The 26740-nt window shown below is 61.4% G+C and carries 29 protein-coding genes; 20 read left to right on the forward strand and 9 right to left on the reverse strand.

Annotation, left to right across the window (positions count from 1 at the left end):
- Positions 1–136 precede the first annotated feature (136 nt).
- Positions 137–2470, forward strand: coding sequence for a hypothetical protein (locus K3756_RS12090; RefSeq protein WP_259987695.1), 2334 nt, complete (start codon positions 137–139; stop codon positions 2468–2470).
- A 56-nt stretch (positions 2471–2526) separates the two neighbouring features.
- Here K3756_RS12090 and K3756_RS12095 read toward each other — a convergent pair whose 3' ends face one another.
- Entirely contained in the window at positions 2527–2760 is a 234-nt protein-coding gene (locus tag K3756_RS12095; RefSeq protein WP_259987697.1) for a DUF2842 domain-containing protein, read from the reverse strand.
- Positions 2761–2828: 68 nt separating this feature from the next.
- Complete coding sequence (locus tag K3756_RS12100) at positions 2829–4124, reverse strand: adenylosuccinate synthase (protein ID WP_259987699.1); 1296 nt, start codon at positions 4122–4124, stop codon at positions 2829–2831.
- Positions 4125–4287: 163 nt separating this feature from the next.
- Here K3756_RS12100 and K3756_RS12105 point away from each other — a divergent pair, with 163 nt between their 5' ends.
- On the forward strand, positions 4288–4683 hold the full coding sequence (locus K3756_RS12105) for a DUF6524 family protein (protein WP_259993549.1): 396 nt from the start codon (positions 4288–4290) through the stop codon (positions 4681–4683).
- Between the two features lie 32 nt (positions 4684–4715).
- On the opposite strand, the gene K3756_RS12110 is transcribed toward K3756_RS12105, so the two are convergent.
- From K3756_RS12110 to nthA, 3 genes are read right to left on the reverse strand one after another with little or no spacing between them, the layout of a single operon-like run.
- Entirely contained in the window at positions 4716–5045 is a 330-nt protein-coding gene (locus K3756_RS12110) for a nitrile hydratase accessory protein (protein ID WP_259987701.1), read from the reverse strand.
- A complete protein-coding gene (gene nthB / locus K3756_RS12115; protein WP_259987702.1) occupies positions 5042–5716 on the reverse strand; it encodes a nitrile hydratase subunit beta in 675 nt (224 codons plus the stop codon). Before nthB ends, K3756_RS12110 begins: the two co-directional genes overlap by 4 nt.
- A complete protein-coding gene (nthA, locus tag K3756_RS12120; protein WP_259993550.1) occupies positions 5713–6333 on the reverse strand; it encodes a nitrile hydratase subunit alpha in 621 nt (206 codons plus the stop codon). The genes nthB and nthA overlap by 4 nt, the downstream gene beginning before the upstream one ends.
- A gap of 141 nt (positions 6334–6474) precedes the next feature.
- Between nthA and secG the strand changes: the two genes are divergently transcribed.
- From secG to K3756_RS12200, 16 genes are all read left to right on the forward strand, one after another.
- On the forward strand, positions 6475–6834 hold the full coding sequence (gene secG, locus K3756_RS12125; protein ID WP_259987703.1) for a preprotein translocase subunit SecG: 360 nt from the start codon (positions 6475–6477) through the stop codon (positions 6832–6834).
- 191 nt (positions 6835–7025) lie between these two features.
- On the forward strand, positions 7026–8672 hold the full coding sequence (locus K3756_RS12130; protein WP_259987704.1) for a CTP synthase: 1647 nt from the start codon (positions 7026–7028) through the stop codon (positions 8670–8672).
- Positions 8673–8731: 59 nt separating this feature from the next.
- On the forward strand, positions 8732–9511 hold the full coding sequence (locus tag K3756_RS12135) for a 23S rRNA (adenine(2030)-N(6))-methyltransferase RlmJ (RefSeq protein ID WP_259987707.1): 780 nt from the start codon (positions 8732–8734) through the stop codon (positions 9509–9511).
- A gap of 24 nt (positions 9512–9535) precedes the next feature.
- Positions 9536–9829, forward strand: a complete 294-nt coding sequence (locus K3756_RS12140; protein WP_259987709.1) for a DUF1330 domain-containing protein — start codon at positions 9536–9538, stop codon at positions 9827–9829.
- Between the two features lie 19 nt (positions 9830–9848).
- Positions 9849–10496 (forward strand): hypothetical protein, encoded by a 648-nt coding sequence (locus tag K3756_RS12145; protein WP_259987711.1) that lies wholly within the window; start codon positions 9849–9851, stop codon positions 10494–10496.
- Between the two features lie 9 nt (positions 10497–10505).
- The gene (locus K3756_RS12150; protein ID WP_259987714.1) at positions 10506–10952 is read left to right on the forward strand and encodes a TerB family tellurite resistance protein; all 447 of its coding nucleotides are present in this window, start codon (positions 10506–10508) and stop codon (positions 10950–10952) included.
- A gap of 29 nt (positions 10953–10981) precedes the next feature.
- Entirely contained in the window at positions 10982–11416 is a 435-nt protein-coding gene (locus tag K3756_RS12155) for a TerB family tellurite resistance protein (RefSeq protein ID WP_259987716.1), read from the forward strand.
- 92 nt (positions 11417–11508) lie between these two features.
- The gene (locus K3756_RS12160) at positions 11509–12285 is read left to right on the forward strand and encodes an ABC transporter ATP-binding protein (protein WP_259987718.1); all 777 of its coding nucleotides are present in this window, start codon (positions 11509–11511) and stop codon (positions 12283–12285) included.
- Positions 12286–12312: 27 nt separating this feature from the next.
- A complete protein-coding gene (locus K3756_RS12165) occupies positions 12313–13041 on the forward strand; it encodes a transporter substrate-binding domain-containing protein (protein WP_259987720.1) in 729 nt (242 codons plus the stop codon).
- An 81-nt stretch (positions 13042–13122) separates the two neighbouring features.
- On the forward strand, positions 13123–14004 hold the full coding sequence (locus tag K3756_RS12170) for an ABC transporter permease (protein ID WP_259993551.1): 882 nt from the start codon (positions 13123–13125) through the stop codon (positions 14002–14004).
- On the forward strand, positions 14001–14807 hold the full coding sequence (locus tag K3756_RS12175) for an ABC transporter permease (protein ID WP_259987722.1): 807 nt from the start codon (positions 14001–14003) through the stop codon (positions 14805–14807). The genes K3756_RS12170 and K3756_RS12175 overlap by 4 nt, the downstream gene beginning before the upstream one ends.
- An 89-nt stretch (positions 14808–14896) precedes the next feature.
- The gene (locus K3756_RS12180) at positions 14897–16231 is read left to right on the forward strand and encodes a glutamine synthetase family protein (RefSeq protein ID WP_259987724.1); all 1335 of its coding nucleotides are present in this window, start codon (positions 14897–14899) and stop codon (positions 16229–16231) included.
- Positions 16232–16233: 2 nt separating this feature from the next.
- Complete coding sequence (locus tag K3756_RS12185) at positions 16234–16917, forward strand: type 1 glutamine amidotransferase (protein WP_259987726.1); 684 nt, start codon at positions 16234–16236, stop codon at positions 16915–16917.
- On the forward strand, positions 16917–18275 hold the full coding sequence (locus tag K3756_RS12190; RefSeq protein WP_259987728.1) for a glutamine synthetase family protein: 1359 nt from the start codon (positions 16917–16919) through the stop codon (positions 18273–18275). The genes K3756_RS12185 and K3756_RS12190 overlap by 1 nt, the downstream gene beginning before the upstream one ends.
- A gap of 23 nt (positions 18276–18298) precedes the next feature.
- Positions 18299–19603 (forward strand): FAD-binding oxidoreductase, encoded by a 1305-nt coding sequence (locus K3756_RS12195; protein ID WP_259987730.1) that lies wholly within the window; start codon positions 18299–18301, stop codon positions 19601–19603.
- Between the two features lie 95 nt (positions 19604–19698).
- Positions 19699–20874 carry a DegT/DnrJ/EryC1/StrS aminotransferase family protein gene (locus K3756_RS12200; RefSeq protein ID WP_259987732.1) on the forward strand — a complete coding sequence of 392 codons (1176 nt, stop codon included), beginning with the start codon at positions 19699–19701 and terminating at the stop codon, positions 20872–20874.
- Between the two features lie 11 nt (positions 20875–20885).
- Here the strand turns inward: K3756_RS12200 and phaR are convergent, their stop codons facing one another.
- The 3 genes from phaR to K3756_RS12215 form a co-directional block, all read right to left on the reverse strand.
- Positions 20886–21452, reverse strand: coding sequence for a polyhydroxyalkanoate synthesis repressor PhaR (gene phaR / locus K3756_RS12205; RefSeq protein ID WP_259987734.1), 567 nt, complete (start codon positions 21450–21452; stop codon positions 20886–20888).
- A 132-nt stretch (positions 21453–21584) separates the two neighbouring features.
- On the reverse strand, positions 21585–22031 hold the full coding sequence (locus tag K3756_RS12210; protein WP_259987736.1) for a phasin family protein: 447 nt from the start codon (positions 22029–22031) through the stop codon (positions 21585–21587).
- Between the two features lie 146 nt (positions 22032–22177).
- Positions 22178–23983, reverse strand: a complete 1806-nt coding sequence (locus tag K3756_RS12215; RefSeq protein WP_259987738.1) for an alpha/beta hydrolase — start codon at positions 23981–23983, stop codon at positions 22178–22180.
- 107 nt (positions 23984–24090) lie between these two features.
- Between K3756_RS12215 and phaZ the strand changes: the two genes are divergently transcribed.
- A complete protein-coding gene (gene phaZ, locus K3756_RS12220) occupies positions 24091–25377 on the forward strand; it encodes a polyhydroxyalkanoate depolymerase (protein WP_259987740.1) in 1287 nt (428 codons plus the stop codon).
- A gap of 4 nt (positions 25378–25381) precedes the next feature.
- Positions 25382–25951, forward strand: coding sequence for a DUF6151 family protein (locus tag K3756_RS12225; protein WP_259987742.1), 570 nt, complete (start codon positions 25382–25384; stop codon positions 25949–25951).
- 4 nt (positions 25952–25955) lie between these two features.
- Here K3756_RS12225 and K3756_RS12230 read toward each other — a convergent pair whose 3' ends face one another.
- Positions 25956–26666: an alpha/beta fold hydrolase gene (locus K3756_RS12230; protein WP_259987744.1), complete on the reverse strand. Its 711-nt coding sequence runs from the start codon at positions 26664–26666 to the stop codon at positions 25956–25958.
- Positions 26667–26740 lie beyond the last annotated feature (74 nt).

Consider the following 26740-nt stretch of genomic DNA (forward strand, 5'->3'; position numbering starts at 1 on the left):
AGCATTCATGCCCTTTTTGGAAACCGACCACAATAACGCCGCAAAATCATACTGCTACTGGCATAGTTTGGGGCCGCTTTAGTCTTGACCATCGTGGTAAACGACAAGCTGCAAAGACGCAGAGGACGAGCATCCGATGATCAACAACAACAAGATTCTAACGGTCTCCTACGGTACATTTTCGTGCACGCTCGAGGGGTTCGATGATTCCTTCGGCACGATGAAGGCAATTGCGGAGTATTTTCGCGATCTGGCCGCCGATGACAGATATTTCGGGGCCGAGCCGCCGCAACCCGATGCACAGATGCTGGCGCGGATCGCACAACGCGAGATATCGCGACACGTCGAAGCCCGCGAGCACGAAGGCAAGATTGTCCTGAGTGCGCAGGAAAACGCCCAGATCGCAGCACCCGCCGCAGCAGTCGCTGCAACTGCCGCAGCCACAGCGCCTGCAGCCGAAGCCCCCGAGCCCGTGGCCGCCCGAGAAGACGTGACACCCCCGGCGCCCGCCGCCGAAGCCCCGCCAATGGATGAAGTCACGGCGGACGTGGAAACTGCGGCGCAAGATGATGCGCCCGATGCAAGTGACGCGAAGGGCGTTGCCGACGCGCATACCGATCACGAAGACATGCCCGATATCGTGCCCAGCCTTCCCGACGCCGAAGTCGAAGCGTTTTTCGCCGAGGCCGAGCCGGAAGCTTCCGCAGATGTATTCGAGGACGATGTTCCGCCTGCGCCCGTCACAGCCGATCAGACGGCGACCTCCATTGCGGAAAAGCTCAAGCGGATCCGTGCCGTGGTATCGAGCCAGACGGACGAGACTGACGACGCAGACACGGCATATCTGGAAGACGAACACGCCCAAGATGCCGCCTCTGGCGAAGACGCGGAAGAGCACGCTGCTATCGATATTTCGGTCGACGTCGAGGCCGAGGACGACGCGCAGGTCGACGTCGAGGTAAATGTCGAGATGGCCGACGAGGACGCCGTTGAAGAAGCCGAAGCGGTTTCGGCTGACGCGGCGGAAAACCCGGTCATCGCGGATACCCTGCGCGACATCGAAGATGCGCTGGACGCCGATGACGAGATGGAAACGGTGTCGGAATTCGACCCCGACGATGCAGACGAATACGACGATGTCGCCGCTTTGCTCAGCCGGCTTGACGCCGAAGTCGAAGCGGAGCCTGTGGATGCCGATGAGGTCGCGGAGACAGAAGCTGTTTCCGAGAGCGATGAAGATAACACTCCCGAAGACGAAATGGCCTCCGAAGAGGTTGACGTGGCCGAGGACGGTTCCTCGGACGACAACATTCTCGCCGCGTTGGCCTCGCACGATGACGACGCGGGCGATGCCGAGGACGACAACCTGTTTGACGCCGACGGCGAAACCGCCGCCGATAGCGAAGCAGATGACGACGACCGCCCGGCGCCGCGTGCACGTGTGATCAAGGTCAAACGCGCCGCCCTCGAAGCTGCGATCGAAAGCGGCCAGCTTGAGGAGTACGAAGACGATGACGCCGAGGCGCCCTCTTCCGTCCCGCTGGCTGACCGCTCCAGCCTGAGCGATGAAGCAGAAGCCGAACTCGCACGCGAATTGGCCGAACTCGAAGCAGAGTTGAATGACGACGATATCGTTGCGGCAGATGCAGAGGTGGCGGCCGAGGATGATGCCGTTGAGGCTGAAGACGCGGAGGGTGCCGAGACGACAGAGGACCTCCCGACAGCGGATGCTGCGTTCGACAGCACAGACGAGCCGATCGAGAATGTCGAGACGGCCACGGACGCGCCCGCCGAAACAGCCGACATGCAGGAAACACCGGACGACGATCTGACGCGCCTGATGGCAGAGGCCAAAAGCCAGATGGACGAGCCGGAAAGCGCGACGCGCCGCAACGCCTTCACGCATCTGCGTGCGGCCGTGGCTGCGAAAAAAGCGGATGAAGCGGTCAGTGGATCGGACGCCGACGACGAAGCGGACGAAGCCTATCGTGACGATCTGGCCAGTGTCGTGCGCCCGCGCCGTCCCGAAGCCCGCGGCACCCGTACCGAACGGCCCAGCGATATGCGCCCGGCGCCCCTCAAACTTGTGGCCGAGCAAAGGATCGATGTGGACACCGCCAATGCGGCCCCCGTCCGGCCCCGCCGCGTCGCGGCCGTGGTCGACACCCCGCCCGCGACAGCAGACGGCAGCTTTGCCGATTTTGCCGAAGAGCAGGGAGCACATGACCTGTCGGACATGCTCGAAGCGGCGGCATCCTACATGTCTTTCGTCGAAGGGCAGTCGCAATTCTCGCGGCCGCAGTTGATGAACAAGGTCCGCCAGATCCACGAAGGCGAACTGACACGCGAAGATGGCTTGCGGTCTTTCGGACGCTTGCTGCGCGAAGGCAAGATCGAAAAAATCAAGGGGGGACGCTTCCAGGTGTCCGACCAGATCGGTTTCAAACCGGACGCACGCGCCGCCGGATGATCCCACTTACTTACCAAAAGGCGGGCCTGACGGTCCGCCTTTTGCATGTCTTACTGTCAGTCGTTCTCCGAGGGCGGCGCATCGGGGTCCGCCTGCCCGACGCCCTTGAACACGGCCTTCATCGGAAAGGCCCAAAGCACCCCAAAACCCACATAGATCAGCAGCTCGACCAGAAACGATGGCCTGTCAAAAAGGGACAGCGTAAAGATGACGGCAATGATATAGGCCGGAATACCGATTAGCAGAACAACCAGCGACCAACGCCGCCGTGCCTTGTAGCTCATCGCCATGATCGGTCTCCTCTCTTTGCTCTCGGGTCTGAAAATGGGGCCGCGCGGACCCCATTCAACTGCGACACTCAGTCCGCGAAAGGATCGGTCACAAGGATCGTATCCTCGCGCTCGGGCGATGTGGACAAAAGCGCAACCGGACACTCGATCAGTTCTTCCACACGGCGCACATATTTGATCGCCTCCGCAGGCAGATCCGCCCAGGAGCGTGCGCCCTCGGTCGACTGGGACCAGCCGGGCATCTCTTCGTAGATCGGCGTGCACCGCGCCTGCGCATCCGCGGCGGTCGGCAGATAATCCATCCGCGTACCGTCAAGCTCGTACCCCACACAGATTTTCAGCGTCTCGAATCCGTCGAGCACATCCAGCTTGGTCAGCGAAATGCCGGTCACACCCGAGGTCACGCAGGTCTGGCGCACCAAGGCGGCGTCGAACCATCCACAGCGGCGCTTGCGTCCCGTGGTGGTGCCAAACTCGTGCCCCCGCTCGCCCAGCCGCTGGCCGTCCTCGTCTTCCAGCTCGGTCGGGAATGGTCCCTCACCCACGCGGGTGGTGTAGGCTTTGACGATCCCCAGCACATAATCGATGGAGCCCGGCCCGATGCCCACGCCCGTCGCCGCCTGCCCCGCGATCACGTTTGACGATGTGACAAAGGGGTAAGTGCCGAAATCAATGTCGAGCAATGCCCCTTGCGCGCCTTCAAACAGGATACGTTTTCCGGCTTTGCGCTTTTCGTTCAGCACCTTCCAGACGGGTGCGGCAAAAGGCAGGATCTGTCCCGCGATCTGGCGCAATGCGTCGATCAATCCATCGCGGTCGACAGGATCAATTCCCAGACCACGCCGCAGCGGGTCATGGTGCTGCAAGGCGCGGTCCACCCGTGCGATCAACGTGGCCTCATCTGCCAGATCGGCCACCCGCACGGAGCGGCGCCCGACCTTGTCCTCATAGGCCGGGCCGATGCCGCGGCCCGTGGTGCCGATCTTGGTGCCCTTGCTCGCAGCTTCTTCGCGGGCGCGGTCCAACTCTCCGTGGATTGGCAGGATCAAGGGAGTGTTTTCCGCAATCATCAGCGTCTCTGGTGTGATGTCGACACTCTGCGCGCGGATTGTGTCGATCTCCTTGAACAGATGCCAGGGATCGAGCACCACCCCGTTGCCGATAACCGAAAGCTTGCCGCCGCGCACGACGCCGGAGGGCAAGGCATGCAGCTTGAATACTTCGCCGTCGATGACCAGTGTGTGGCCTGCGTTATGGCCTCCCTGGAACCGGGCGATGATGTCGGCGCGTTCCGACAACCAGTCGACGATCTTGCCTTTTCCCTCGTCACCCCATTGGGCGCCTACGACAACAACATTGGCCATGTTCTTCCTCTTCTGATCGGGGCGGCGGGCAGCCCGCACTGCAAACCCGCGCCCGTATAGCGGCCCCTGCGCGTCGGGGGAACCGCAAACTGCAGCTTGTGCATAGACTTTTGCAAGCGACGCGCGGATATTGCCGGACATCACGATGAAGAGGCAGCAGCAGATGGGTTTCGTGCTCAGGTGGATGTGCGCATTTGCGCTTTTGGCGCTCACGTTCAATCCGACAGAATACAATTACGTTCAGTGGGTGCGCACATACGGCAGCCAGAACCTCTCCGTCGCGGCACTGGCCGGATTGATCCTGCTGATCGGCTATATCATCTATCTCAGGGCGACTTTGCGCAGCATCGGCGGATTTGGCATGGTGCTCGTGCTCGCCGTTGTCGGTGCGTCCCTTTGGGTGCTTTACGATCTGGGCGTGTTGCGGCTTGATAATCCGAGCTTCAACGTCTGGCTGGGTCTGGTTGCGCTGAGCTTCGTGCTGGGCATCGGGCTAAGCTGGTCGATCGTGCGGCGTGCCGTCTCCGGACAGGCCGATGTGGATGATGTTGATGCGTGACGCCGGGACGGTGGGCGGGGCGATCTGAGCCGTCAGGGGTCAGGAGCGCCGGACAGTGTCACCGGCTCACCATGCGGCGTCGAGAGATAAGCCTGTTCCCACGCATCGCGCGCCTTTGATACCGCACCGGGGTCCGCCATCCGCTTTTCCGCCAGGTAGCTTTCGAGCGTTTCCAGCCAGGCCGCGAAATAATCGTCTCCGCCGTTCAGCTCGCGGCTCACCCCGTGCCGCCGCAGCGTTGCACCAAACCGCGCAGCCCAGTCGGGCCAGGAAAAATGCCCCGCCTCGTTGAGATGGACGGTCAGCGCAAAGACCTGCGCGTGCCACGGCGCTTCGAAGGCGGGGGACGGGGCGCTATTCATGCCGGCACCAGATAGCTTTGCCACAAATCCAGGACCACTTCGTCACGCGGATGTTCAGGATGCTGCCACAGTTCGGACGCCGCAAACACCACCGCGTACAGGGGCTCCGGTGCCTCGCCCAGACCGTGCGCATTGCTGTCGGGCAAAACGTGCGTGCCATGGTAGCGCAGTACCCTGCCGCGTGCGCCCGCCGCGTAGCCCGGCAAGCGGGTATGGCCGCCCGCAACAAAGAGGTTTTCGGCAATCCTGCGCGTCACGACCGCATCACCAACGGCGAAAACCGGCGCAATGTCACTGTCACGGTCCGCCGGTCCTCCCTTGGCCAGCACGCCCGCCACCTGATCCGCCGACAACCTGCGCACCGCCAGATCGCTGAGCGTACCTCTGTCCACGCCCGCCAGTTCGTCACGGCTCAGGACACCCGTCTGCACCAGAAGCGCGGCCAGCCCGCCCATCCATTTTTCGTAATAGCTGAAGGCCGTATAATCGCGCGGCGCAAGACACTCACGCGCGTGTCGCGACACGTCGATGTTCCATTTACCCAGACTGCCGGCAGCAAGGGTCAGCGCGAGGGCACGGGCGTGCCAATCCTCGTGAAACCGTTCGTCCTCGGGTTCGGGCACGACCGCGCCGTCGCCAAAACGCCCGCCCATATCATGTACACGGCTCATGGGGCTGCTCCGGCGACCGCGGTGCCGATCATACTGTCGCGGCTGACCAGATCCATCAGCGCCTCTTCGCTCCATCCATCGGTGTTTTCGGGGCGCATGGGCAGCACCAGATACCGGACTTCGGCGGTCGAATCCCAGACCCGCACCGCCGTATCATCGCCCAGACGCACACCGAAATCGGCAAGCACACGGCGCGGCTCACGCACGACCCGCGCGCGGTAGGCATCGGATTTGTACCACCCCGGCGGAATGCCGAGCAACGGCCACGGATAGCAGCTGCACAGGGTGCACACGACAATGTTGTGGGTATCGGCCGTGTTTTCGACAACCACAAGATGTTCTCCCTGCCGCCCGAAATACCCCATGTCGGCAACGGCCGTGGTTGCGTCATCGCGCAGCGCCTGCAAGAAGTCCGGCTCGCGCCACGCGCGGGCGACGACATGCGCGCCATTGCGCGGTCCGATCCTGTTTTCGTACGTATCGATGATCGCATCCAGCGCCGCAGGGTCGATCAGCCCCTTGTCTGTCAGAATGGTCTCGAGCGCCTTGACCCGGAGGGCGGGATCGGGGGGCAGAAGGGCGTGCGGGTGATCGTGGTCATGGCTGTCATGGGGCATGGCGCCAGATTGGCGCGCCGCCGCCGCGTTGTCCATTGCCGATCTGACACAAAACACCTTGCTTGCGTCTTGCCCATACCGGCAAACTTGCCTAGATACGGCCAAAGCCAAATCGCCCCAGCTGAGAAAGCCGCGCCCGTAATGGAAAATGTTGTCCTCATCGTCCACCTTCTTCTTGCCCTTGGCCTGATCGGCGTGGTGCTGCTGCAACGCTCCGAAGGGGGTGGGCTGGGTATCGGTGGTGGCGGCGGCGGCACATCGGGGCGCCCCCCTGCGACTCCAATGTCGAAAGTGACATGGATCCTTGCCGGTGCGTTCATCTGCACCTCGATGGCTTTGACCATTCTTGCCGCGCAAAAATCGGCGGGCACATCGGTGATCGACCGGCTGAGCACGACACCCCCTGCATTGAACGATACGGCGCCAACAGTGCCCGACACGGACAATCTGCTGCCCCCCGCGCAGGGCGACAACGCCCCGTTGGTACCGACCGTCGACTAAGGCCACAATTACAACAGCTTGAGGCATGGGCCAATATCGCAACATCATGTTGCGTGACCGCCCTTGCCTTGGCTTTCCGAATCCTGTTAAGCTTAAGTCCCGTGATGGTGCGGTTTTCGCACGTCTCAAGGCGGCATTTTCAGGCCCCCACATCTTGAGCAGACGCATACGCGCACGGGAGTTTACTTCGCATGGCACGCTATATTTTCATCACCGGCGGTGTTGTTTCTTCGCTTGGCAAGGGCCTTGCTTCGGCTGCGCTGGGTGCCCTGCTGCAGGCGCGTGGGTTCAGCGTGCGTTTGCGCAAACTCGACCCCTACCTCAACGTCGATCCCGGCACGATGTCCCCGTTCGAGCATGGCGAGGTTTTCGTCACCGATGACGGGGCAGAGACCGATCTGGATCTGGGCCATTACGAGCGCTTTACCGGTGTGCCCGCCCGCAAGACCGACAGCGTGTCGTCGGGGCGCATCTATTCGAACGTGCTCGAAAAAGAGCGGCGCGGCGACTATCTGGGCAAGACCATTCAGGTCGTTCCGCACGTCACGAACGAGATCAAGGATTTCCTCGCGGTCGGCGACGACGAGGTCGATTTCATGCTCTGCGAAATCGGGGGCACGGTGGGCGACATCGAAGGTCTGCCTTTCTTCGAGGCCATCCGCCAATTCAGCCATGACAAGCCGCGCGGGCAGTGCATTTTCATGCACCTGACGCTCCTGCCCTATCTCGCCGCGAGTGGCGAGCTGAAGACAAAGCCGACACAGCACTCCGTGAAGGAATTGCAATCCATCGGCATCGCACCCGACATTCTTGTGTGCCGCTCCGAACACCCGATCCCCGAAAAGGAGCGCGAGAAAATCGCCCTTTTCTGTAACGTGCGCAAAGAAGCGGTTGTGGCGGCCTATGACCTGAAATCAATCTACGAAGCGCCGTTGGCCTATCACGCGCAGGGTCTGGATCAGGCCGTTCTGGATGCTTTCGATATCTCGCCCGCGCCCAAGCCCGACTTGCGCGTCTGGAACGATGTGGCCGACCGTATCCACAATCCCGAAGGGGATGTGCGCGTGGCCATCGTCGGCAAATACACCCAGCTTGAGGATGCGTATAAATCCATCAAGGAGGCATTGACGCACGGGGGCATGGCCAATCGCGTCAAAGTGCATGTGGAATGGGTCGATGCGGAAGTATTCGACCGCGCCGAGGATGTCGCGCCGCACCTCGAGGGCTATCACGCGATCCTCGTGCCCGGCGGTTTTGGCGAGCGCGGCACGGAGGGCAAGATCAAGGCGGCCCAATACGCCCGCGAGCACAAGGTCCCCTACCTCGGCATCTGTCTGGGCATGCAGATGGCCGTGATCGAAGCGGCGCGCAACGTTGCCGGGCTCAGCGCGGCAGGATCGGAGGAATTCGATCACGAAGCAGGCAAAAAGCGTTTCGAACCCGTTGTTTACCATCTCAAGGAATGGGTTCAGGGCAACCACAAAGTGGAACGCAAGGTGGGCGACGACAAGGGCGGCACCATGCGGCTGGGCGCCTATGACGCGACGTTGCGCGAAGGCACCAAGGTGGCCGAAGTCTATGGCACCACCAGCATCGACGAACGCCACCGCCACCGCTACGAAGTGGACATCGCCTACCGCGAACAGCTTGAAAAAGCGGGCCTGTGCTTTTCCGGCATGTCACCCGATGGAAAGCTGCCCGAGATTGTCGAGTGGCCGGATCATCCGTGGTTTATCGGCGTGCAATTCCATCCCGAGCTGAAGTCCAAACCATTCGACCCGCACCCGCTGTTCAAGGATTTCGTGCGCGCGGCCAAAGAAAACTCGCGGCTGGTCTGAGGGGCCGGCGCAGTGCCTTTTCGCATTGCGCCCAAAGCTGCATCGGCTAATGCTTGGCCATGCTCAGCTATCAACATATCTATCACGCCGGCAATCTGGCCGACGTGCACAAACACGCGCTGCTGTCGTGGATGCTGGCGTATCTGGCGCGCAAGCCCAAGCCCTTCACCTATATCGAAACCCATAGCGGTCGTGCGCTTTATGATCTTGGCTCTGACCCCGCGCGCAAGACGGGCGAAGCGCAGGCCGGGATCGAACGCGTGGCCGGTCGGTTCGACCCCGATCACCCCTATGCGCGCGTACTGGCGGCGACCCGCGACACGCACGGGGCCCACGCCTACCCCGGATCGCCGATGATCGCCGCACATCTGATGCGCGAAACCGATCACATCCATCTTGCCGAACTCCACCCGGGTGAACACGCAGCCCTCGATCTGGCGATGTCCCCTTTTGGCGCAAAGACCCATCTGCGCGACGGCTTCGAAACCGCATTTGCGCTTTGTCCCCCGACACCGCGGCGGGGTCTTCTGCTCATCGACCCCAGCTTCGAGATCAAGTCCGACTATGCCGATCTGCCACGCCACATCGCCAAGTTGCACCGCGCGTGGAATGTTGGCATCATCGCGCTGTGGTATCCCATACTGACCAATGCCGCGCACAAGGACATGGCCGCGGCCCTGACGAGATCACACCCCGATGCACTGCATCACCAGGTTCGGTTCGCGCCCGCGCGTCCGGGTCACGGAATGATCGGATCGGGTATGTTCGTTCTCAACCCGCCCTACGGTGCAGACGAAGAAGCCGACCGGATCGGCCGTCTGTTCGCGCGGCTGTCGTAATGAATCGTTGAAAGGAAATGCGTTATGCCCAAAGGCTACTGGATCGGGAATATGGACGTGCGCGACGCGGAAACCTATGACAAATACCGCGCGGCAAACGCCAAGCCCTTTGCCGAATTCGGCGCTCGTTTTCTGGCCCGCGGCGGCACCCAGCAGGTGCGCGAAGGCGCCGCGCACGGCCGCACGGTCGTGATCGAATTTCCCAGCTACGCCGAGGCGGTGGCCTGCTACGAAAGCCCCGCCTATCAGGCCGCCAAGGATATCCGCATGTCTGTCGCGGACGGATCGCTCATTATTATGGAAGGCTACGACGGCTGAAATATGCTAGGCTGTCACCATGAGACAGCTTGCAGCCTTTCTGGCCCTTGCCCTGCCCCTGCCCGCTCTCGCTTGTGGGCAAATGGTCTGCGTCGTGAGCCCCGAGACGCTGAACCTGACCGAGATCATCACTTTCGATGACACCAAAAGCAGTTTCGGCCCCGGCCACCGTGTCGACGAGGTGCTGTCCGAACCGGGCGCGCGGTTCGGTGAACGCTTCGTGGGTCAAGTGTTGGACGGGGCGCCCCATGACGCCGTATCCGGAGAGGCGATTGGCCCGCTGACCCTGCTGGCCGGGGCCCCGGGGCAGAACCTGTCGGTCGTGACGTTCTGGGGGGTGAGCGTGCTCAACGGATACGGGCCTGCCGGCTATCCGCGCCGCGAGGCACAGGGCGAAGGGGCGATTGCCGTACTCTTTGACCGCGATCAATCCGCACTGTCCCTGCACATCAGGGGCGGCGAAGCGGGTGCCGCGCGTGTCCGGTTCCTGCGCCGCGATGGTGCGATGATCGCCGATCTGTCGGTCTCCCCGTTGGGAGAACACAGCATCGGTTTCCTGCGCGCGCAGGCGGGTGCGGACATTGCGGGGCTGGTGATCACCAATACCGATCCGCAAGGCATTGCGCTCGATACAATTCAGTTTGGAAAACCGCCCGACCTCAGCTAAAGCGGTTCTATGCTTGAACGACTTTTTCCACGCCGCAAACCCGATCCGAAACCGCTGCCGCAGCCCAACGCCCAACTGGCGCTCGGGGCTTTGCTTGTTCGTGTGGCTTTGGCCAACCGTCAGTATGTTGCATCCGAAGTGGCGCAGATCGACCGCATTCTGTCAGCGACATTCGCGCTTGGCCCGCTCGACGCGGCCAAATTGCGCGCCACCTGCGAAGCGCTGGAACGACAGGCCCCCGGCACGCCCGAATTCACCCAGATCCTGCGCGAGGAAGTCGACTATGCCCAGCGCAAGGCGCTTGCCGATGCCATGTGGGCCGTGGCTCTCGCCGACGGGGCGCGCGACAACGACGAAGAATCGACTTTGACCGCCATCGAAGAAGCCCTTGGCCTCAGCCCCGAAGACATCGCCGCCACTCGCGAAAACGCACTTAAATCGCCGAAGGGATTGTGACCGCCGCCGAGCGCTCTAAATAGACGGACATGTTTGCAGATTTTATAAAACGGCTGACCGACCCGGCCCCCGACACCCTGCCCGATGGCGATGCGCGATTGGCGCTGACGGCACTTTTGGTCCGCATCGCGCGGTCCGACAATGTCTATTCTCCGGCTGAAAAAGCGCGGATCAGCCAGATCGTCGAGCACCGCTACGCCCTCGCCCCCGCAGACCGCGATGCGCTTCTGGCTGACGCCGAAGGGCTGGAGGCCGAAGCTCCCGATACTGTCCGCTTCACCCGCGCGATCAAGGACGCCGTGGCCTACGATGACAGGCTCGCCGTGGTCGAGGCGATGTGGAAGGTCGTGCTTGCCGATGGCACACGCGCCAAGGAAGAAGACGCGCTGCTGCGGTTGGTGACCAATCTGCTTGGCATTTCCGACATGGACAGCAACCAGGCGCGCAAACGGGTCGAGGGCTGACGTAGCGGCACCGGAGCGCTTCTGCATTCCGCGTTGCGTTACGGCCGATTCTCACGTCATATACCGCCTGCAATTGGAAAAAGACGGCGCACGTGACAACTCAGACCCCCGTTATCGATATCCGCGACCTGCACAAGGCGTATGGCGCGCTCGAAGTGTTGAAGGGCGTTAGCATTGCCGCGCCCAAGGGGCACGTGATCTCGTTGATCGGGTCATCGGGGTCCGGTAAATCGACGCTGTTGCGCTGCTGCAATCTGCTTGAGGACAGCCAGCAGGGAGAAGTGCTCTTCAAGGGAGAACCCGTCACCTGGCGCGGCACCGGTGATCACCGCCGCCCGTCCGATCCCAAACAGGTTCTGCGCATTCGCACAAATTTGTCGATGGTGTTTCAGCAATTCAACCTCTGGGCCCATATGACGATACTGCAAAACGTCATGGAAGCGCCCGTCACCGTGCTGGGCCGCGAGCGCGGCGCGGTGGAAAAAGCCGCGCGTGCCTATCTCGAAAAGGTGGGCATCGGTGACAAATGCGATGTCTATCCGGCCCAGCTTTCGGGCGGCCAGCAACAGCGTGCCGCCATCGCGCGGGCGCTGTGCATGGAACCCGAAGCCCTGCTGTTTGACGAGCCGACTTCCGCCCTCGACCCCGAACTCGAACAGGAAGTCGTCAAGGTCATCAAGGATCTTGCCGCCGAGGGCCGCACGATGGTCATCGTGACACATGATATGAAACTGGCCGCCGATGTGTCGGATACCGTCGTATTCCTGCACCAGGGCCTGATCGAAGAACAAGGGGCGCCCGAACACGTGTTCGACAACCCCAAATCCGAACGTCTGCGCGGGTTTCTTTCTGCAACCCACGCTGCGTAACCCAAAAAAACAAACGGGAGACACCAAATGAAAAAAATCATTCTTGCCACAACGGCTTTGACCCTGTCCGCAGGGGTTGTATTGGCCGATGGCCACGCAAAAACCATCCGCATGGGAACCGAGGGCGCCTACCCTCCCTACAACTTCCTCGATGACAACGGCGAAGTCGCAGGCTTCGAACGCGAGCTGGGCGACAGGCTGTGCGCGCGCGCCGAACTGACCTGCGAATGGGTCACCAACGAATGGGACAGCATCATCCCGAACCTGGTGTCGGGCAACTACGACACGATCATCGCCGGCATGAGCATCACCGATGAGCGCGACGAGGTCATCGATTTCACCCAGCCCTACACACAACCCGATCCATCCGCCTATCTGGCCATGGGCGACGTCGATCCCGCCTCTGCCGTGATCGCGGCACAGACCGGCACCATTCAGGCCAGCCACGTCGCCTCCATTGAGGGCGCGACACTGGTTGAATTCGCAACCCCCGAAGAAACGGTTGCCGCAGTGAAAAATGGCGAAGCGGATGCGGTGCTGGCAGACAAGGCGTTTCTTGAGCCCGTCGCCGAAGCCGAAGCAGACCTCAGCCTCGTGGGCGAAGACGTCCTTCTGGGCGGCGGTATCGGCATGGGCCTGCGCGAAAGCGACGGTGATCTGCGTGAAAAATTCAATGCGGCCATCCAGTCCATGAAGGACGACGGCAGCCTGAACGCGCTGATCGAAAAGCACCTGCCCGGTTCGGCCACGTTCTGATCAAAACCGCGAAGGGGGGCGCTACGTGCCCTCCTTCATCTTGCCCTTAAACTCATTCCAAAATCCCGGCAGAGCGTTCCCATTTTCGACTTTTGCACCGATCCCGCCCAGCTTGAGGGCGCCAGATGGCTCAGCTGCTACCTGACGACGGGCAAGCATATGAACCTCTATTGGTCGGTCCTCACCGTTCTGGCCCTGTTGGGCATTACCGCGCCGGTGGCGCTGGCCTTCGGCTTCGGCGGCGCCTCGGCGGCGCGCTCCGGCTTTGCTCCGCTGCGCTGGATCGGAAAATCCTATATCGCGATCGTGCGCGGCGTGCCCGACATCGCATTTTTCCTGTTCTTCGTGATCGCCCTTGATCAGGGGATCGAATATCTGCGCCACCGCGCGTTGTGCCCCGATTGGGACCAACCGGTGCGGCAAGGCAATGACTTTATCGTCTGTCAGGCCGCCAAAATGCCCTTGGGCAGCGCGCCGCAATGGGTGCACGAAACTTACGGCTTTTCGCTGGCGGTGCTGACGTTTGCCATTGTTTTCGGGGCCTTTGCAGCGAATGTACTGTTTGGCGCGATGCGGGCCGTGCCACGCGCACAGCTAGAGACGGCGGAAGCCTACGGCATGTCCCCGCGCCAGACGTTCTGGCGGGTCCTCGTTCCGCAGATGTGGGTCTACGCTCTTCCCGGTCTGGGAAACCTGTGGATGGTCCTGATCAAGGCGACGCCGCTGCTGTTTTTGCTCGGCGTCGAGGATATCGTCTACTGGGCTCGCGAACTCGGCGGCTCCAAAACACCGCGCTTTACCGACTATCCGCATCCCGACTGGCGGATGTGGTACTTCCTTGCGCTTTTGGTGTTCTACCTCTGCTTCACACGGGTGTCGGAAATCGTGATCGCCCGTCTCATGACGCGGCTCACGCGCGGACAGGCGACAACCGGCGGCGAAGCGCAAAGGAAAGCGGCATGAGCTGCCTGCAGACCATTCAGGATTACGCATTGCGCTCCGTGGGATTTGGCGAACGCCTGCTCCCGCGCGAGGATTTCACCCTGTGCGAACAGTTTACGCTGATCGGCTCCGGCATGATCTGGAACATCTATTTCGGCGTCGTCGCACTGATCTTCGGTTTCTTCTTTGCCACCGCCCTGGCGCTGGGTAAGGCCAGCACGCGCACCATTCTGCGCAAGCCGAGCGAATGGTTCATCTTTATCTTCCGCGGCTCCCCGCTCTTCATCCAGTTCTTTTTCGGCTACTTCGCCTTCCTCAGCTTGAAATCGCAATTCGCCTTTTTCGACCCGTTCACCGCCGCGTGGCTCGGGGCCTTGATCGTCTTGTTCTGCAACACCTCCGCCTACTCGGCCGAGATTTTCTACGGCGCGTTGCAGTCGATCCCAAAAGGCGATGTGGAAGCGGCCGATGCCTACGGGTTGTCCGGCACGCCACGGTTCAAGCGGATTGTCTGGCCCACCATGCTGCGTCTTGCCTGGCCGGCCTATACCAATGAGGCGATCTTTCTGTTCCACGCCACCACGCTGGTCTTTGTGTCGAGCTTTCCCGCGTGGCAACAACGCGGTGATGCGCTGTATTACGCCAGCTATTTCGCGGACAAGACGTTCAATCCGTTCATCCCCTATCCGATCCTTGCGGGTTACTTCATTCTGCTGACGCTCGTGGTCATCGGCATTTTCGGTGCGGTGAACAAGCGGTTGAACCGCCACCTGCCCGCAGAACGCCGCCGCAAAATGCGCTTGCGCCCTAATCTGATCCGGTAGTAATATTTGATCAAATCATTCCGGTGGCGCTGACCGCGGAACAGGCACCTCATCGCCCCTGCGATACCAGCGCCCCATTCAGGTGATCTATGCACAACTGGCTTCGCAAAAACCCCTCCGTCCGCACCATCCGTGTGGCGGCAGCGGACCTGAACGGTGTGCCTCGCGGCAAGCGCATCCCCACCCGTTTTGCGGATAAGGTCGTTCAGGACGGCACACGTTTCCCGATGTCGGTGCTGAACCTCGACATTTGGGGCGAAGATATCGACGACAGCCCGCTTGTTTTTGACACGGGCGATCGGGACGGCGTTCTCAAACCGACGGAACGTGGCTTCATGCCGATGCCGTGGCTCGATGCGCCTTCCGCGCTGCTGCCGATCTGGATGTTCCACGAGGACGGGCGCCCCTACGCAGGCGATCCGCGCCATGCCTTGCGTGCCGTGCTTGACCGGTTCAAGGCCCGTGGGTTGACGCCCGTTTGCGCGGTCGAGCTGGAGTTCTTCCTGATCGACGATTCCGGTCGCAAGCTGCAAATCCCGCCCTCGCCCCGATCCGGCAAGCGGCGCAAGGGTGCCGATACGCTCTCGATCCGTGCGCTGGACCAGTTCGACCAGTTCTTTACCGACCTCTACGATGCCTGCGAGGAAATGGACATTCCCGCAGATACCGCGATCTCCGAAGCCGGTCTGGGCCAGTTCGAAATCAACATGATGCACTGCGATGACGCGCTGCGCGCCGCCGATGATGCGTGGCTGTTCAAGATGCTGGTGCGGGGTCTTGCGCGCCGTCACGGGTTTGCCGCCAGTTTCATGGCGAAACCCTACGCCGACTATCCCGGCTCGGGGCTGCATACGCATTTTTCGGTGCTTGATGCCGATGGGGCCAACGTCTTTGACAACGGGGGGCCCGAAGGCACCGATGTCATGCGCCATGCCGTCGCGGGCTGTCTGCAGGCCATGCCCGGCTCGGCCCTGATCTTTGCCCCCCACGCCAACAGCTTTGACAGGATCGTGCCGGGCAGCCACGCGCCCACGGGCGTCAGCTGGGCCTATGAGAACCGCACATCGGCGATCCGCATCCCGTCGGGAAATCCGGCCGCCCGTCGCATCGAACACCGCGTGTCGGGCGGTGACGTGAACCCCTACCTGATGCTGGCCGCGGTCCTCGGCGCTGCGATCGGAGGGATCGAGGATGCCGCCGAGCCCCCTGCGCCAATCAGCGGCAACGCCTATGCCGCGGATTTGCCGCAAATCCCCACCGACTGGAAAACCGCGATCGACACCTTCGAGACCGATCCTCATATCGCCCGCATCTTTGCGCCCGAGTTGATCCGCAATATGGTGCTGACCAAACGGCAGGAACTGCATTACATGCACGAGCTGACCCCGGCGGAGCGGGTCGAAATCTATCTGGATACGGTGTAGCCATGAAAATCGGAATCTTGCAGGCGGGTCATTCCCCACAGGCTCTTTTTGGTCCGGCGGGCGACTATGGATCGCTCTTTACCAAGCTGCTCGACGGGCACGGTTTCGATTTCGAAATTTTTTCTGTTGTGGACGGGGTGTTCCCCGCGGGCCCGCAGGCCGCCGATGGCTGGCTGATCACCGGCTCCAAACACGGCGCGTACGAAGATCTCGACTGGATTGCGCCGCTCGAAGACCTGATCCGCGAGATCGACGCAGCCAAGTTACCGCTTGTCGGGATCTGTTTTGGTCATCAGATCATCGCGCAGGCACTGGGCGGAAAGGTTGTGAAATTCCCCGGCGGCTGGTCCGTGGGGCGCACGGAATACATGCTGGACGGCAAAGCCGTCGCCCTGAACGCATGGCATCAGGATCAGGTGATCGAACGGCCTGCCGCGGCGCGTGTTGTCGGATCGTCGGCATTTTGCGAAAACGCGATGCTGGCCTACGGTGACCAGATCTGGACCGTGCAGGCCCATCCCGAATTCCAATCGAGCTTTGTCGACGGTCTGATACGCACCCGCGGCAAGGGCGTCGTGCCCGAAGCGCAGCTGCAGGCGGCGCGCGACACGCTCGATCTGCCGAACAACAACACCGATATCGCGGCCCACATCGCCGGATTTTTCAAGCAGAAAGCGAGGGCCTGATGGCCGACTGGAAAGACGATCTGCCCCCCGCGGCGCAGCAGTATTTGCAAGACCGCCGTCTGGACGAAGTGGAATGTGTCATCCCCGATCTGCCGGGCATCGCGCGCGGCAAGGCGGTCCCGGCGTCCAAATTCGCGCGGCAGGATCAGTTTCACCTGCCCGACAGCATTTTCTACCAGACGATCACCGGCAACTGGGGCGAAGCGGCGGGCGACGAAGGGTTCATCGAAAAAGACATGATCCTCAAGCCCGATATGTCGACAGCGACGGCCGCCCCCTGGACCGGAGACTGGACACTGCAGGTCATCCATGACGCGTACGACCGCAAGGACAATCCCGTCCCCTTCAGCCCGCGCAATGTGCTCAAGCGGGTTGTCCAGCTTTATCGCGACAAGGGCTGGGAGCCGGTTGTCGCCCCCGAAATGGAATTTTTCCTCGTCGGTCGCAATCTCGATCCCGCCCACGAGATCAAACCGATGATGGGGCGGTCCGGCCGGCCCGCAGCGGCACGGCAGGCCTATTCCATGACCGCGGTGGACGAATTCGGCCCCGTGATCGACGACATCTACGATTTTGCCGAAGCACAGGGGTTCGAAATCGACGGCATCACGCAGGAAGGCGGTGCGGGCCAGCTGGAGATCAATTTGCTGCACGGTGATCCGGTGCGTTTGGCCGACGAGGTCTTCTATTTCAAGCGCCTGATCCGCGAGGCGGCGATGCGGCACGATTGCTATGCCACCTTCATGGCTAAACCCATCGCGGACGAGCCGGGCTCGGCGATGCACATCCACCATTCGGTGCTCGATGCCGACACCGGGGCGAACATCTTTTCCGGCCCGCAAGGGGGCGAGACTGACGCGTTCATGCATTTCATCGCCGGATTGCAGAACCACCTGCCCGATGCGCTCGCTGTAATCGCGCCTTACGTCAACAGCTACCGCCGATACGTCAAGGACCACGCCGCCCCGATCAACCTCGCGTGGGCGCGCGACAACCGCACGACAGGCATCCGCGTGCCGCTGTCGGGGCCCAGCGCGCGGCGGGTGGAAAACAGGCTCGCGGGGATGGACTGCAACCCCTATCTGGGGATCGCGGCGTCTCTGGCCTGCGGATATCTGGGCCTGACCGAAAAGCGCAAACCCGAAGCCGAATTCAAGGGAGACGCCTACGGCGGCGACGGTGACATCCCGCGCACCATGGGCGAGGCCTTGCGCAAATTCGACGCCGCCACAGCGCTGCACGAGGTGCTCGGACCGGAATTTGCCCGCGTGTATTCGATCGTCAAGGATGCCGAATACGATGAATTCCTGATGGTGATTTCACCGTGGGAGCGCGAGCATCTGTTGCTGAACGTCTGATTGCGCATGCGGGGGGCCACGTGATGAACCTACTTTATGCAAACGATAAGGCGGGCACCTATCCCGAAAGCTGGTACGCGGCCACGGCGGATGCTTTGCCGTTTTTCGAGCCGATGCGCGGCGCGCAAAAAGCCGACGTCTGCATTGTGGGCGCAGGCTACACCGGATTGTCGGCGGCGCTGCACCTTGCGCAGGCAGGTCGCGATGTTGTGTTGCTTGACGCCCAACGCGTCGGGTTCGGCGCGTCCGGGCGCAACGGCGGTCAGCTCGGCTCGGGTCAGCGCATGGAGCAGGACGCGCTCGAAGGCTTGATGGGTGCTCCCGAGGCCGCCAAGCTGTGGGAGCTTGCCGAAGAGGCCAAGACACTGGTCAAGGATCTGATCGCGGCCCACGACATCGACTGCTATCTCAAGCCCGGTATCGCCTATACCGCCTCGACGGACGCTGATGTGCGCCATTTGCATGAGTACGCGCAGTTCCTCTCGGACCGCTACGGCTATGACCAGATAGACACGCTGGATCACGCGGCACTGCAACAGGTGTGCCGGTCACCCGACTTCCGCGGCGGCATACTCGATATGGGGTCCGCACATCTGCACCCGCTGCGCTTTGCGCTTGGGCTGGCGCGGGCTGCGGCCAAGGCGGGCGTGCGTATCCACGAACGCTCGGCCGTGCACCGCATCGATGAAGGCACCCCCGCTACCGTGCGCACCGACGCGGGCCATGTGGTTGCGGATCACGTCATTCTGGCATGCAACGGGTATCTTGGCGGCCTGAACCGCAACGTCGCCGCGCGGGTGATGCCGATCAACAATTTCATCGCGGCCACCGAACCTCTGGGCAGTCGCGCTCAGGACATCCTGCCGCGCGATGTTGCCGTCGCCGATAGCCGGTTCGTGGTCAATTACTTCCGGTTAAGCCACGATGGTCGTCTCCTGTTCGGGGGCGGTGAAAGCTATGGCTACCGGTTTCCGAAAGACATCGCCGCGAAGGTGCGCAAACCGATGTCGGTGGTCTTTCCCCAGTTGCGCGATGTCCGGATCGACTACGCATGGGGCGGCACATTGGGCATCACTATGAAACGCATGCCCTACCTGGCACGGTTGGGCGCGAACATGTTGTCGGCCTCGGGCTACAGCGGTCACGGTGTCGGGACCGCCACCCATGCGGGGGCCTTGATGGCGCAGGTCATCGCGGGCGATAGCGATGGCTTTGACCTCATGGCGCGGGTGCCGAATACCCCCTTCCCCGGAGGGCCGGCGATGCGCAACCCGATGCTCGTTCTCGCGATGAGCTGGTATGCCATGCGCGACAGGCTCGGCATTTAACCCACCCGATGTGACGTATTTTTTATCTCGGACGCCTTGGCGTCGCCATATTCTTGTTTTACAAAATTGAAAACACGGATTCGGAGTTTTGAAATATGCGGCTTCCAGACATTCACCAGGCAGAACCCCTCCCGGACGCCGTGCGCAGCGAGGTCGACCGCCTCCTGCGCACCGGCGATCTGTTTCGCTATACCGCCGAGGCCGACGCGCCTGCGACGCTGCTGGAAACCGAATTCGCCGCCATGATGGGCGTCAAATACGCGTTGGCGGTCTCCTCCTGCTCGGCGGCGTTGTTCTTGTCGCTCAAGGCGCTTGACCTGCCCCGCGACGCCCGTGTGCTGATCCCGGGCTTCACCTTTGCGGCCGTACCGTCGGCCGTGGTACATGCCGATTGCCAGCCTGTCTTGTGCGAAGTCGACGCGACCTACCGCATCGACCTAGAGGATTTCGCAGCCAAGCTGGCGGGTGTCGACGCCGTCATCATCAGCCACATGCGCGGGCATACGTCAGACATGGACGCTATCCTGCGCCTGTGCGAGGCCGCGGATGTGCCGATGATCGAAGATGCGGCCCACTCGCTGGGGACGATATGGCGTGGACGGCGCATCGGCACACTGGGGCGCATCGGCTGTTTTTCCTTCCAGAGTTACAAGATGATCAACGCGGGCGAAGGGGGCATCCTCGTCACCGACGATGCCGATCTGGTCGCCCGCGCCATCATCATGTCCGGCGCGTACGAACATAACTGGAAAAAGCATCAGGCCCTGCAAGAGGCGTTTGCCACCCACCAGAACCGGCTCCCCCTTTATAATCTGCGGCTGAACAATCTATCGGCGGCGCTGGTGCGGGCACAGTTGCCGGAACTGCCGCGCCGCGTTGCGGACGGTCGGCGCAACCATGATCTGGTGGCCGGTCTGCTGGCCACATCGCCGCATATCTGCGTACCCTCACCGCTGCCGGGCGAAGAACGCGCACCGGATTCGATCCAGTTCAATCTGGTCGGGCTGGACACCGCCGGGATCGCCGCTTTTGCCGACCGCGCGGCAGCTGCGGGCGTCAAGGTTCAGGTGTTCGGTCTAAGTGCGGACAACGCGCGCGCCTTCTGGAACTGGAAATTCATCGACGATCTGCCGGACTTGCCGCAGACGCGCGCGATGCTGATGCAGGCCTGCGACGTACGCCTGCCCGTCCAACTGACGCCCGATGACTGCCATGCTGTTGCGCAGGTGCTGCTCGACGCCGTGTCAGACGTCAGCAAAGCTGCCGCCTGACATCCGCGCGCTTATTTCAGCTTCGACAATTTGTCCTGAAGCTCGGACAACTGGCGCTTGATCGCGTCCAGATCCTCGGTTTTTTCCGCAGGCTTGGCCGTGGGCGCGGCTTCTGCTTCGCCGGGGCCCGTGGTGCCCCCTTTCCAGCCGCTGGTCATCGCCTTCATGAACGCCTGTTGCTGCGCCTGCATTGCCTCGAAGCCGGGCATGCTGGACAGCGGGTTCATGGTGCTCATGTTTTCCATCACCTTGGCCTGCCCGTCGCGCAGCATCGAAAAGCTCTGCTGCAGGAATTCGGGCACGACGCTGACGCCGCCCGTCATATAGCTGCGCACCAGATCGTTGAGCACATCGACCGGCAAGACGTTTTCGCCCCGGCTTTCGTGTTCTGCAATGATCTGAAGAAGATACTGGCGTGTCAGGTCGTCACCGCTCTTGAGATCGACGATCTGGACCTCGCGGCCATCACGGATGAACCCGGAAATATCCTCAAGCGTCACGTAATCGCTTGTTTCGGTATTATAGAGCCTGCGGCTCGCGTAACGCTTGATCAATAGGGGCTTGCCCGTTTCAGCCACGTAATGTCCTCCCCGACGCGGTTTGCTGCATTGCAGCCTAGACGTGGCCCGCGCAAAAAGAAAGGGCGAGCTGTTTCCAGCCCGCCCCGACGCATCCCGACAAAATCGGGGTTTGCGCTCAAAACCCAGCGATTACTTCGCTGTTGCTTTTTTCGCAGCTGCCTGCACGTCGTTGGACGCTTTGGCCATCGCTGTTGTCGCTTCGTCGGACATGTCTTTGCCCGCAGCCATCATCAGCTCGACCGTATCCATTTGCACTTTCTTCGCGACTTCGGCGAATGCTGCCATGTGCTCGGCGGCTGTTTCGCTGTATGCGGTCGCGAAATCTGTCATCGCTTTGGCGTAATCCGCAGGCTCTGCTTTCGCTTTCGCCATGTCGGACAGTTTTGCAACGGTGTCTTTTGTCCAAGCCGAGGAAATCTCGGTGGATTTTTCAACAGCCGACAGCGCCACGCTGGACAGTTTTTCGTTCAGTGTCGCGGTTGTCTTGAAGGAAGCTTCCATCGCGGAGGTGTCCACAGGGAATGCGCCCATCATGTCTTTCATCATCGCGGTCATGTCTGGTGTCTTCGTAGCCATTGTCATAATCCTTTGTTTGCGTCAGTGCGGGGGCCATCCCCCAGCGTTTCTGCGTCTGCAAACAATATAGATGCTGCACTGCGGCATTTCAAGCTTTTTCTGCAGTGCAGCATAAGCCGCCAGATTGTCAATAAAATGCTTTCGGATCAGCCCCTTGCCTTTACGGCAACGTAGGTTCCCGGCGCGTCGCCCAAAATTTTTCTATCGCCCTCACCGGGATTTCGGGCAGGAATCATCTTGCCTGAGCGGCGTTTGAGCCACTTTTCCCAACGGGGCCACCACGACCCCTTGTGGAACTTCGCGCCTTCCAGCCAGTCTTCGTACTGCAGGTCCAGATCGGTATTGGTGTAATGCCCGTATTTGCCTTTGCTGGGCGGATTGACGATGCCCGCGATATGGCCCGACTGCGTCATGATAAACGTCTTGTCGTCGCTGCCCATCTGCTGGACCCCGCGGTAGCTGTCTTTCCACGGCGCGATGTGATCGGTTTCGCACGCGATGGCGCAGACGGGAACGTCGACATCGTCCAGCGAGAGCCTCTCCCCGCACAGATCAAAGCCGCCTTCGGCAAGCTCGTTGCGCTGGCACAGGCCGCGCAGATACTGCATCGCCATCTTGGCAGGCAGGTTTGCGCCGTCTCCGTTCCAGTACAGCAGGTCAAAGGCAGGGGGCGTCTCTCCCATCATGTAGCTTTTGACAGCGGGCCCGTAGACCAGATCATTGGACCGCAGGAACGAAAACGTCCGCGCCATGATGATCGACGGCAACATCCCCTTGTCGCTTGTTTCCGCCTCTATCCCGTCGATGAAGTCATCCGTCAGGAAGGGCTGGAATTCTCCCTGATCGCCGAAATCGGTCAAGGCCGTGAACAAGGTGGCAGATTTGATCGACCGGTCACCGCGCTTTTTCATCAGGGACAGGGTCAATGACAAAGTGGTGCCCGCGATGCAGTAGCCGACCGCGTTGACCTTATCCTCGCCCGTGATCGCCTTCACTTCGCGGATCGCGGTCATGTAGCCATCCTCGACATAATCTTCCATCCCTACGTCACGGTAGGTGCTGTCGGGATTGACCCAGGACACCATGAACAGCGTATAGCCCTGATCCACGATCCATTTGACCAGACTGTTCTGCTCCTTGAGATCGAGAATATAGAACTTGTTGATCCATGGCGGAAAGATCACGACGGGCGTCTTGTGGACGTCTTCGGTGCTCGGCGCGTACTGGATCAATTCGAACATCCGGTTGCGGAACACCACCTTGCCCGGCGAGGTCGCAATGTTACGGCCCAGCTCGAAAGCATCCTCATCGGCCAGACGCACGATCATTTCGCCGTCGTTGGCTTCCAGATCGGCAATCAGGTTCTCCAGCCCCCGGATCAGGCTCTCGCCCTCCGTCTCGACCGCGCGCTGCAGGGCATCGGGATTGGTGGGCAGGAAATTGGTCGGGCTCATCATGTCGATGATCTGGCGACTGAAGTATTGCAGCCGCTGCTTTTCGCGCGGATCCATATCGTCCACGTCCTCGACGGCCTGCCGCAGGGCGTCGGCGTTGATCATGTACTGTTGCTTGACGAAGTTGAAATAGGGGTGCTTTTCCCACATCGGGTTGGCAAACCGCCGGTCCGCGGGGGTGCGGTCCTCCGGGGCTTTCAGCTCTCCGCTGGCCAGCGCCTGTTGTGCCTCGACAAAGTGGGTGACGGATTTTGTCCAGTACTCGAGCTGGTGTTCGATCAGCTTGGCCGGATTGTTCATCGCCTCGCTCATATAGGCCTGTGCTGCTTTTGCGAACAACTCTTGATTCGGGCCATCCAGCGCGGGCTGGTGTGTGGACCGGTGCGTCAGCACGTGGCTCAAACGCTCGCGTAACGCATCAACTTTACTGAGGTTTTCTGTCATCCGTGCCAACGAAGCCGCAGTTGGTTCACCATTTTGCGTCGTATCGGTTGTCATATCAAACCTTCCGTCATATCTTTGCACCTGCAGCATTTGCGTCGCCCGCGGTCGAGGGGGAGTGACGGGTCGCCCGATTGTCGGGCTTTGAGTACAGGAGTTCCCCAATGCGCTTTATGGCATCTTACGACCTGATGGAGACAATCCGCAACACGAACCAGTGGCTCGGTGCCTCTGCCCTTGCGATGGCATCCTACCCCGCCGTTTCTATCTTTCCCAACCCAGCGTTGCAATGGATGGGCGCGTGGGGCGAAGTGACCGAACGGACATTTTCGCGCATGGTCCTGAAACCGGACTGGAACATCCCGCCTTTCGTCGGCGCGACCGGTCAGGACCGCATGGTCACGGAAGAAATCGAAATCGCCGGTGACTTTGGCGACCTGCTGCATTTCCGTGTGCAGGGACGCACCAGCAAGAAACGCAAGGTTCTGCTGGTCGCGCCGATGTCGGGCCACTACGCCACGCTGTTGCGCTCCACCGTGATCAGCCTGCTGCCGGATTGCGATGTCTACATCACCGATTGGCACAACGCGCGCGACATTCCCGTCAGCGCGGGCAAATTCGATGTCGAAGATTACACCATGTATCTGGTCGACTACATGCGCCACCTTGGCCCCGACACCCATGTGATCGCCGTGTGCCAGCCCGCGCCTCTCACTTTGGCCGCGACTGCGTATCTGGCCGAAGAAGACCCGGACGCACAGCCCCGCACGCTCACCCTGATCGGGGGGCCGATCGACCCCGACGCGGCGCCGACCGAAGTGACCGACTTTGGCCATTCCGTCACCATGGGCCAGCTCGAAGAGCTGATGATCCAGCGCGTGGGCTTCAAATATGCGGGCGTCGGACGTCTGGTCTATCCCGGATTGCTACAGCTTTCGTCCTTCATCTCGATGAACATCGACACCCATCGCGATGCCTTTATCGGGCAGATTAAGCGCGTGGCGACCGGCGATGCGCACGAGCACGACAAGCACAACAAATTTTACGACGAATATCTGGCCGTTATGGACATGCCTGCCGAGTTTTACCTCAGCACCGTCGACCGCGTGTTCAAACGGGGCGAGATCGCCAAGAACCAGTTCACCGTGCGCGGCAAAAAGGTCGATATCGGCAAGATCACGACCGTTGCGGTAAAGACCGTCGAAGGCACCAAGGATGATATTTCGGCGCCCGGGCAATGCGTGGCCGCACTTGACCTGTGCAGCGGGCTTCCGGCTAACAAAAAGGCCAGCCATGTCGAAGAAGGCGCGGGCCATTACGGTATCTTCGCCGGTAAAAGCTGGCGCAACAACATCCGCCCTCTGGTGCTGAACTTCATTGACGCCAACGACGGACCGCCCGCCAAGAAAGCGCGCAAGCAAAAGGCAGCAAACAAGAACGCCGCGGCCTGACGCCATGACGGACGTCAGCTTTTCGTGCGTCTGTGGCAAGATTTGCGGCACTGTTCTTCAGGCCGGTCCCGCGCGCGGCACCCACGCGCAGTGCCACTGCAAAAGCTGCCGTCGTGGCGAGATCCAGAAAGCGCCGGATGCCGAGGCGCCGGACCTGATCGGCATTTATCAGACCTCGCCGCACCTGCTGCGCATTGAAACAGGCAAAGACCTGCTTGGCGCGTTTTCCTATGGCCCCCGCAATCTGCTGCGCTGGTATGCGACGTGCTGCGGCAGCGCGATGTTCAATTCGCCGCGCAATCCGAAAATGGCATTTGTCGGCATACGCACGGATCGGTTGGCAGACACGGACGCAATCGGACCCGTGACAGGCAGGGCATTCGTGCCGACCAAGGGCGGCAAGACACGCCATGAAGGTCTGCGCACGCTCGTCGTCAACGCGGTCACCCGCATTCTTGGCAACAGGTTCTCTGGCCGCTGGAAAGAAACGCCCCTGTTCGATTTGCCCGATGCCACACCCGTGGCCTCCGTCGAAGTCATCGCGCCCGCAGACAGGGCTCGCGTGACGGCGTAGGCCGCTATTGCAGGACGTAGGGTTGCGCCAACCATTCGCGCAGCGCCGCTGTCGTTTCGTCCGGCTGTTCCAGCGTCGGCAGATGCCCCGCGCCCTCCAGCACATGCAGTTTCGCATAGGGGATCAGTTCGGCCATGAATTCATGGCGCTTGACCGGGCATAGCGCGTCATGCGCACCGCACAGCACGAGCGCCGGCACCTTGCATTTGCGCAGCGTGACCTGCTGGTCCTTGCGCCGCTGCAGCACGCGGGACTGGCGGATGAACGTATCGGGGCCCAACGTCTGTGCCATTTCCATGACCAGATCGAGGATTTCGGACCGGAACGGCCCCGGCGCGAGGTAATTCGGCTTCATCTCGTCGCGCATAACCTCAAGCAGCCGACCCGACCGGACCTTGACGATCTGCGGTTCGCGATTGGCCGCAACCACCGGGGTTTCGGCAAGCGGGTTGGTGTCCATCAGCGCGATGCGGCTCACGCGGTCGGGGGCGCGGCGCAGGATTTCCATCGCGACGATACCGCCCATCGACAACCCGGCAAGCGCAAATCTCTTGGGCAGGATATCCAGCAGCCCCGAGGCAATCTCCTCGACCCTGTCGCCCTGGGTGATCGGGGCCACCATCACGGCCGTATCCGCCGAAAGCTCTGCAATCTGCGGGCCGAACAGCCGCGCATCGCACATCATGCCCGGCAAAAGGACCAACGCCTCACCCATATTCGTGCTCTCCTGATTTGCCCGTCGTGCGTAGGTAGACACGCAATGCCGCAAGCTTCAAGGCGGCGCAACCG

The sequence above is a fragment of the Sulfitobacter sp. S190 genome (assembly GCF_025141935.1).
Taxonomy (GTDB): domain Bacteria; phylum Pseudomonadota; class Alphaproteobacteria; order Rhodobacterales; family Rhodobacteraceae; genus Sulfitobacter.

What these genes read in the sequence shown, in the direction of transcription:
- K3756_RS12090 (WP_259987695.1), top strand. Translation starts at nt 137, where the DNA reads ATGATCAACAACAACAAGATTCTAACGGTCTCCTACGGTACATTTTCG.
- K3756_RS12095 (WP_259987697.1), bottom strand. Translation starts at nt 2,760, where the DNA reads ATGGCGATGAGCTACAAGGCACGGCGGCGTTGGTCGCTGGTTGTTCTG.
- K3756_RS12100 (WP_259987699.1), bottom strand. Translation starts at nt 4,124, where the DNA reads ATGGCCAATGTTGTTGTCGTAGGCGCCCAATGGGGTGACGAGGGAAAA.
- K3756_RS12105 (WP_259993549.1), top strand. Translation starts at nt 4,288, where the DNA reads ATGGGTTTCGTGCTCAGGTGGATGTGCGCATTTGCGCTTTTGGCGCTC.
- K3756_RS12110 (WP_259987701.1), bottom strand. Translation starts at nt 5,045, where the DNA reads ATGAATAGCGCCCCGTCCCCCGCCTTCGAAGCGCCGTGGCACGCGCAG.
- nthB (WP_259987702.1), bottom strand. Translation starts at nt 5,716, where the DNA reads ATGAGCCGTGTACATGATATGGGCGGGCGTTTTGGCGACGGCGCGGTC.
- nthA (WP_259993550.1), bottom strand. Translation starts at nt 6,333, where the DNA reads ATGCCCCATGACAGCCATGACCACGATCACCCGCACGCCCTTCTGCCC.
- secG (WP_259987703.1), top strand. Translation starts at nt 6,475, where the DNA reads ATGGAAAATGTTGTCCTCATCGTCCACCTTCTTCTTGCCCTTGGCCTG.
- K3756_RS12130 (WP_259987704.1), top strand. Translation starts at nt 7,026, where the DNA reads ATGGCACGCTATATTTTCATCACCGGCGGTGTTGTTTCTTCGCTTGGC.
- K3756_RS12135 (WP_259987707.1), top strand. Translation starts at nt 8,732, where the DNA reads ATGCTCAGCTATCAACATATCTATCACGCCGGCAATCTGGCCGACGTG.
- K3756_RS12140 (WP_259987709.1), top strand. Translation starts at nt 9,536, where the DNA reads ATGCCCAAAGGCTACTGGATCGGGAATATGGACGTGCGCGACGCGGAA.
- K3756_RS12145 (WP_259987711.1), top strand. Translation starts at nt 9,849, where the DNA reads ATGAGACAGCTTGCAGCCTTTCTGGCCCTTGCCCTGCCCCTGCCCGCT.
- K3756_RS12150 (WP_259987714.1), top strand. Translation starts at nt 10,506, where the DNA reads ATGCTTGAACGACTTTTTCCACGCCGCAAACCCGATCCGAAACCGCTG.
- K3756_RS12155 (WP_259987716.1), top strand. Translation starts at nt 10,982, where the DNA reads ATGTTTGCAGATTTTATAAAACGGCTGACCGACCCGGCCCCCGACACC.
- K3756_RS12165 (WP_259987720.1), top strand. Translation starts at nt 12,313, where the DNA reads ATGAAAAAAATCATTCTTGCCACAACGGCTTTGACCCTGTCCGCAGGG.
- K3756_RS12175 (WP_259987722.1), top strand. Translation starts at nt 14,001, where the DNA reads ATGAGCTGCCTGCAGACCATTCAGGATTACGCATTGCGCTCCGTGGGA.
- K3756_RS12180 (WP_259987724.1), top strand. Translation starts at nt 14,897, where the DNA reads ATGCACAACTGGCTTCGCAAAAACCCCTCCGTCCGCACCATCCGTGTG.
- K3756_RS12185 (WP_259987726.1), top strand. Translation starts at nt 16,234, where the DNA reads ATGAAAATCGGAATCTTGCAGGCGGGTCATTCCCCACAGGCTCTTTTT.
- K3756_RS12190 (WP_259987728.1), top strand. Translation starts at nt 16,917, where the DNA reads ATGGCCGACTGGAAAGACGATCTGCCCCCCGCGGCGCAGCAGTATTTG.
- K3756_RS12195 (WP_259987730.1), top strand. Translation starts at nt 18,299, where the DNA reads ATGAACCTACTTTATGCAAACGATAAGGCGGGCACCTATCCCGAAAGC.
- K3756_RS12200 (WP_259987732.1), top strand. Translation starts at nt 19,699, where the DNA reads ATGCGGCTTCCAGACATTCACCAGGCAGAACCCCTCCCGGACGCCGTG.
- K3756_RS12210 (WP_259987736.1), bottom strand. Translation starts at nt 22,031, where the DNA reads ATGGCTACGAAGACACCAGACATGACCGCGATGATGAAAGACATGATG.
- K3756_RS12215 (WP_259987738.1), bottom strand. Translation starts at nt 23,983, where the DNA reads ATGACAACCGATACGACGCAAAATGGTGAACCAACTGCGGCTTCGTTG.
- phaZ (WP_259987740.1), top strand. Translation starts at nt 24,091, where the DNA reads ATGCGCTTTATGGCATCTTACGACCTGATGGAGACAATCCGCAACACG.
- K3756_RS12225 (WP_259987742.1), top strand. Translation starts at nt 25,382, where the DNA reads ATGACGGACGTCAGCTTTTCGTGCGTCTGTGGCAAGATTTGCGGCACT.
- K3756_RS12230 (WP_259987744.1), bottom strand. Translation starts at nt 26,666, where the DNA reads ATGGGTGAGGCGTTGGTCCTTTTGCCGGGCATGATGTGCGATGCGCGG.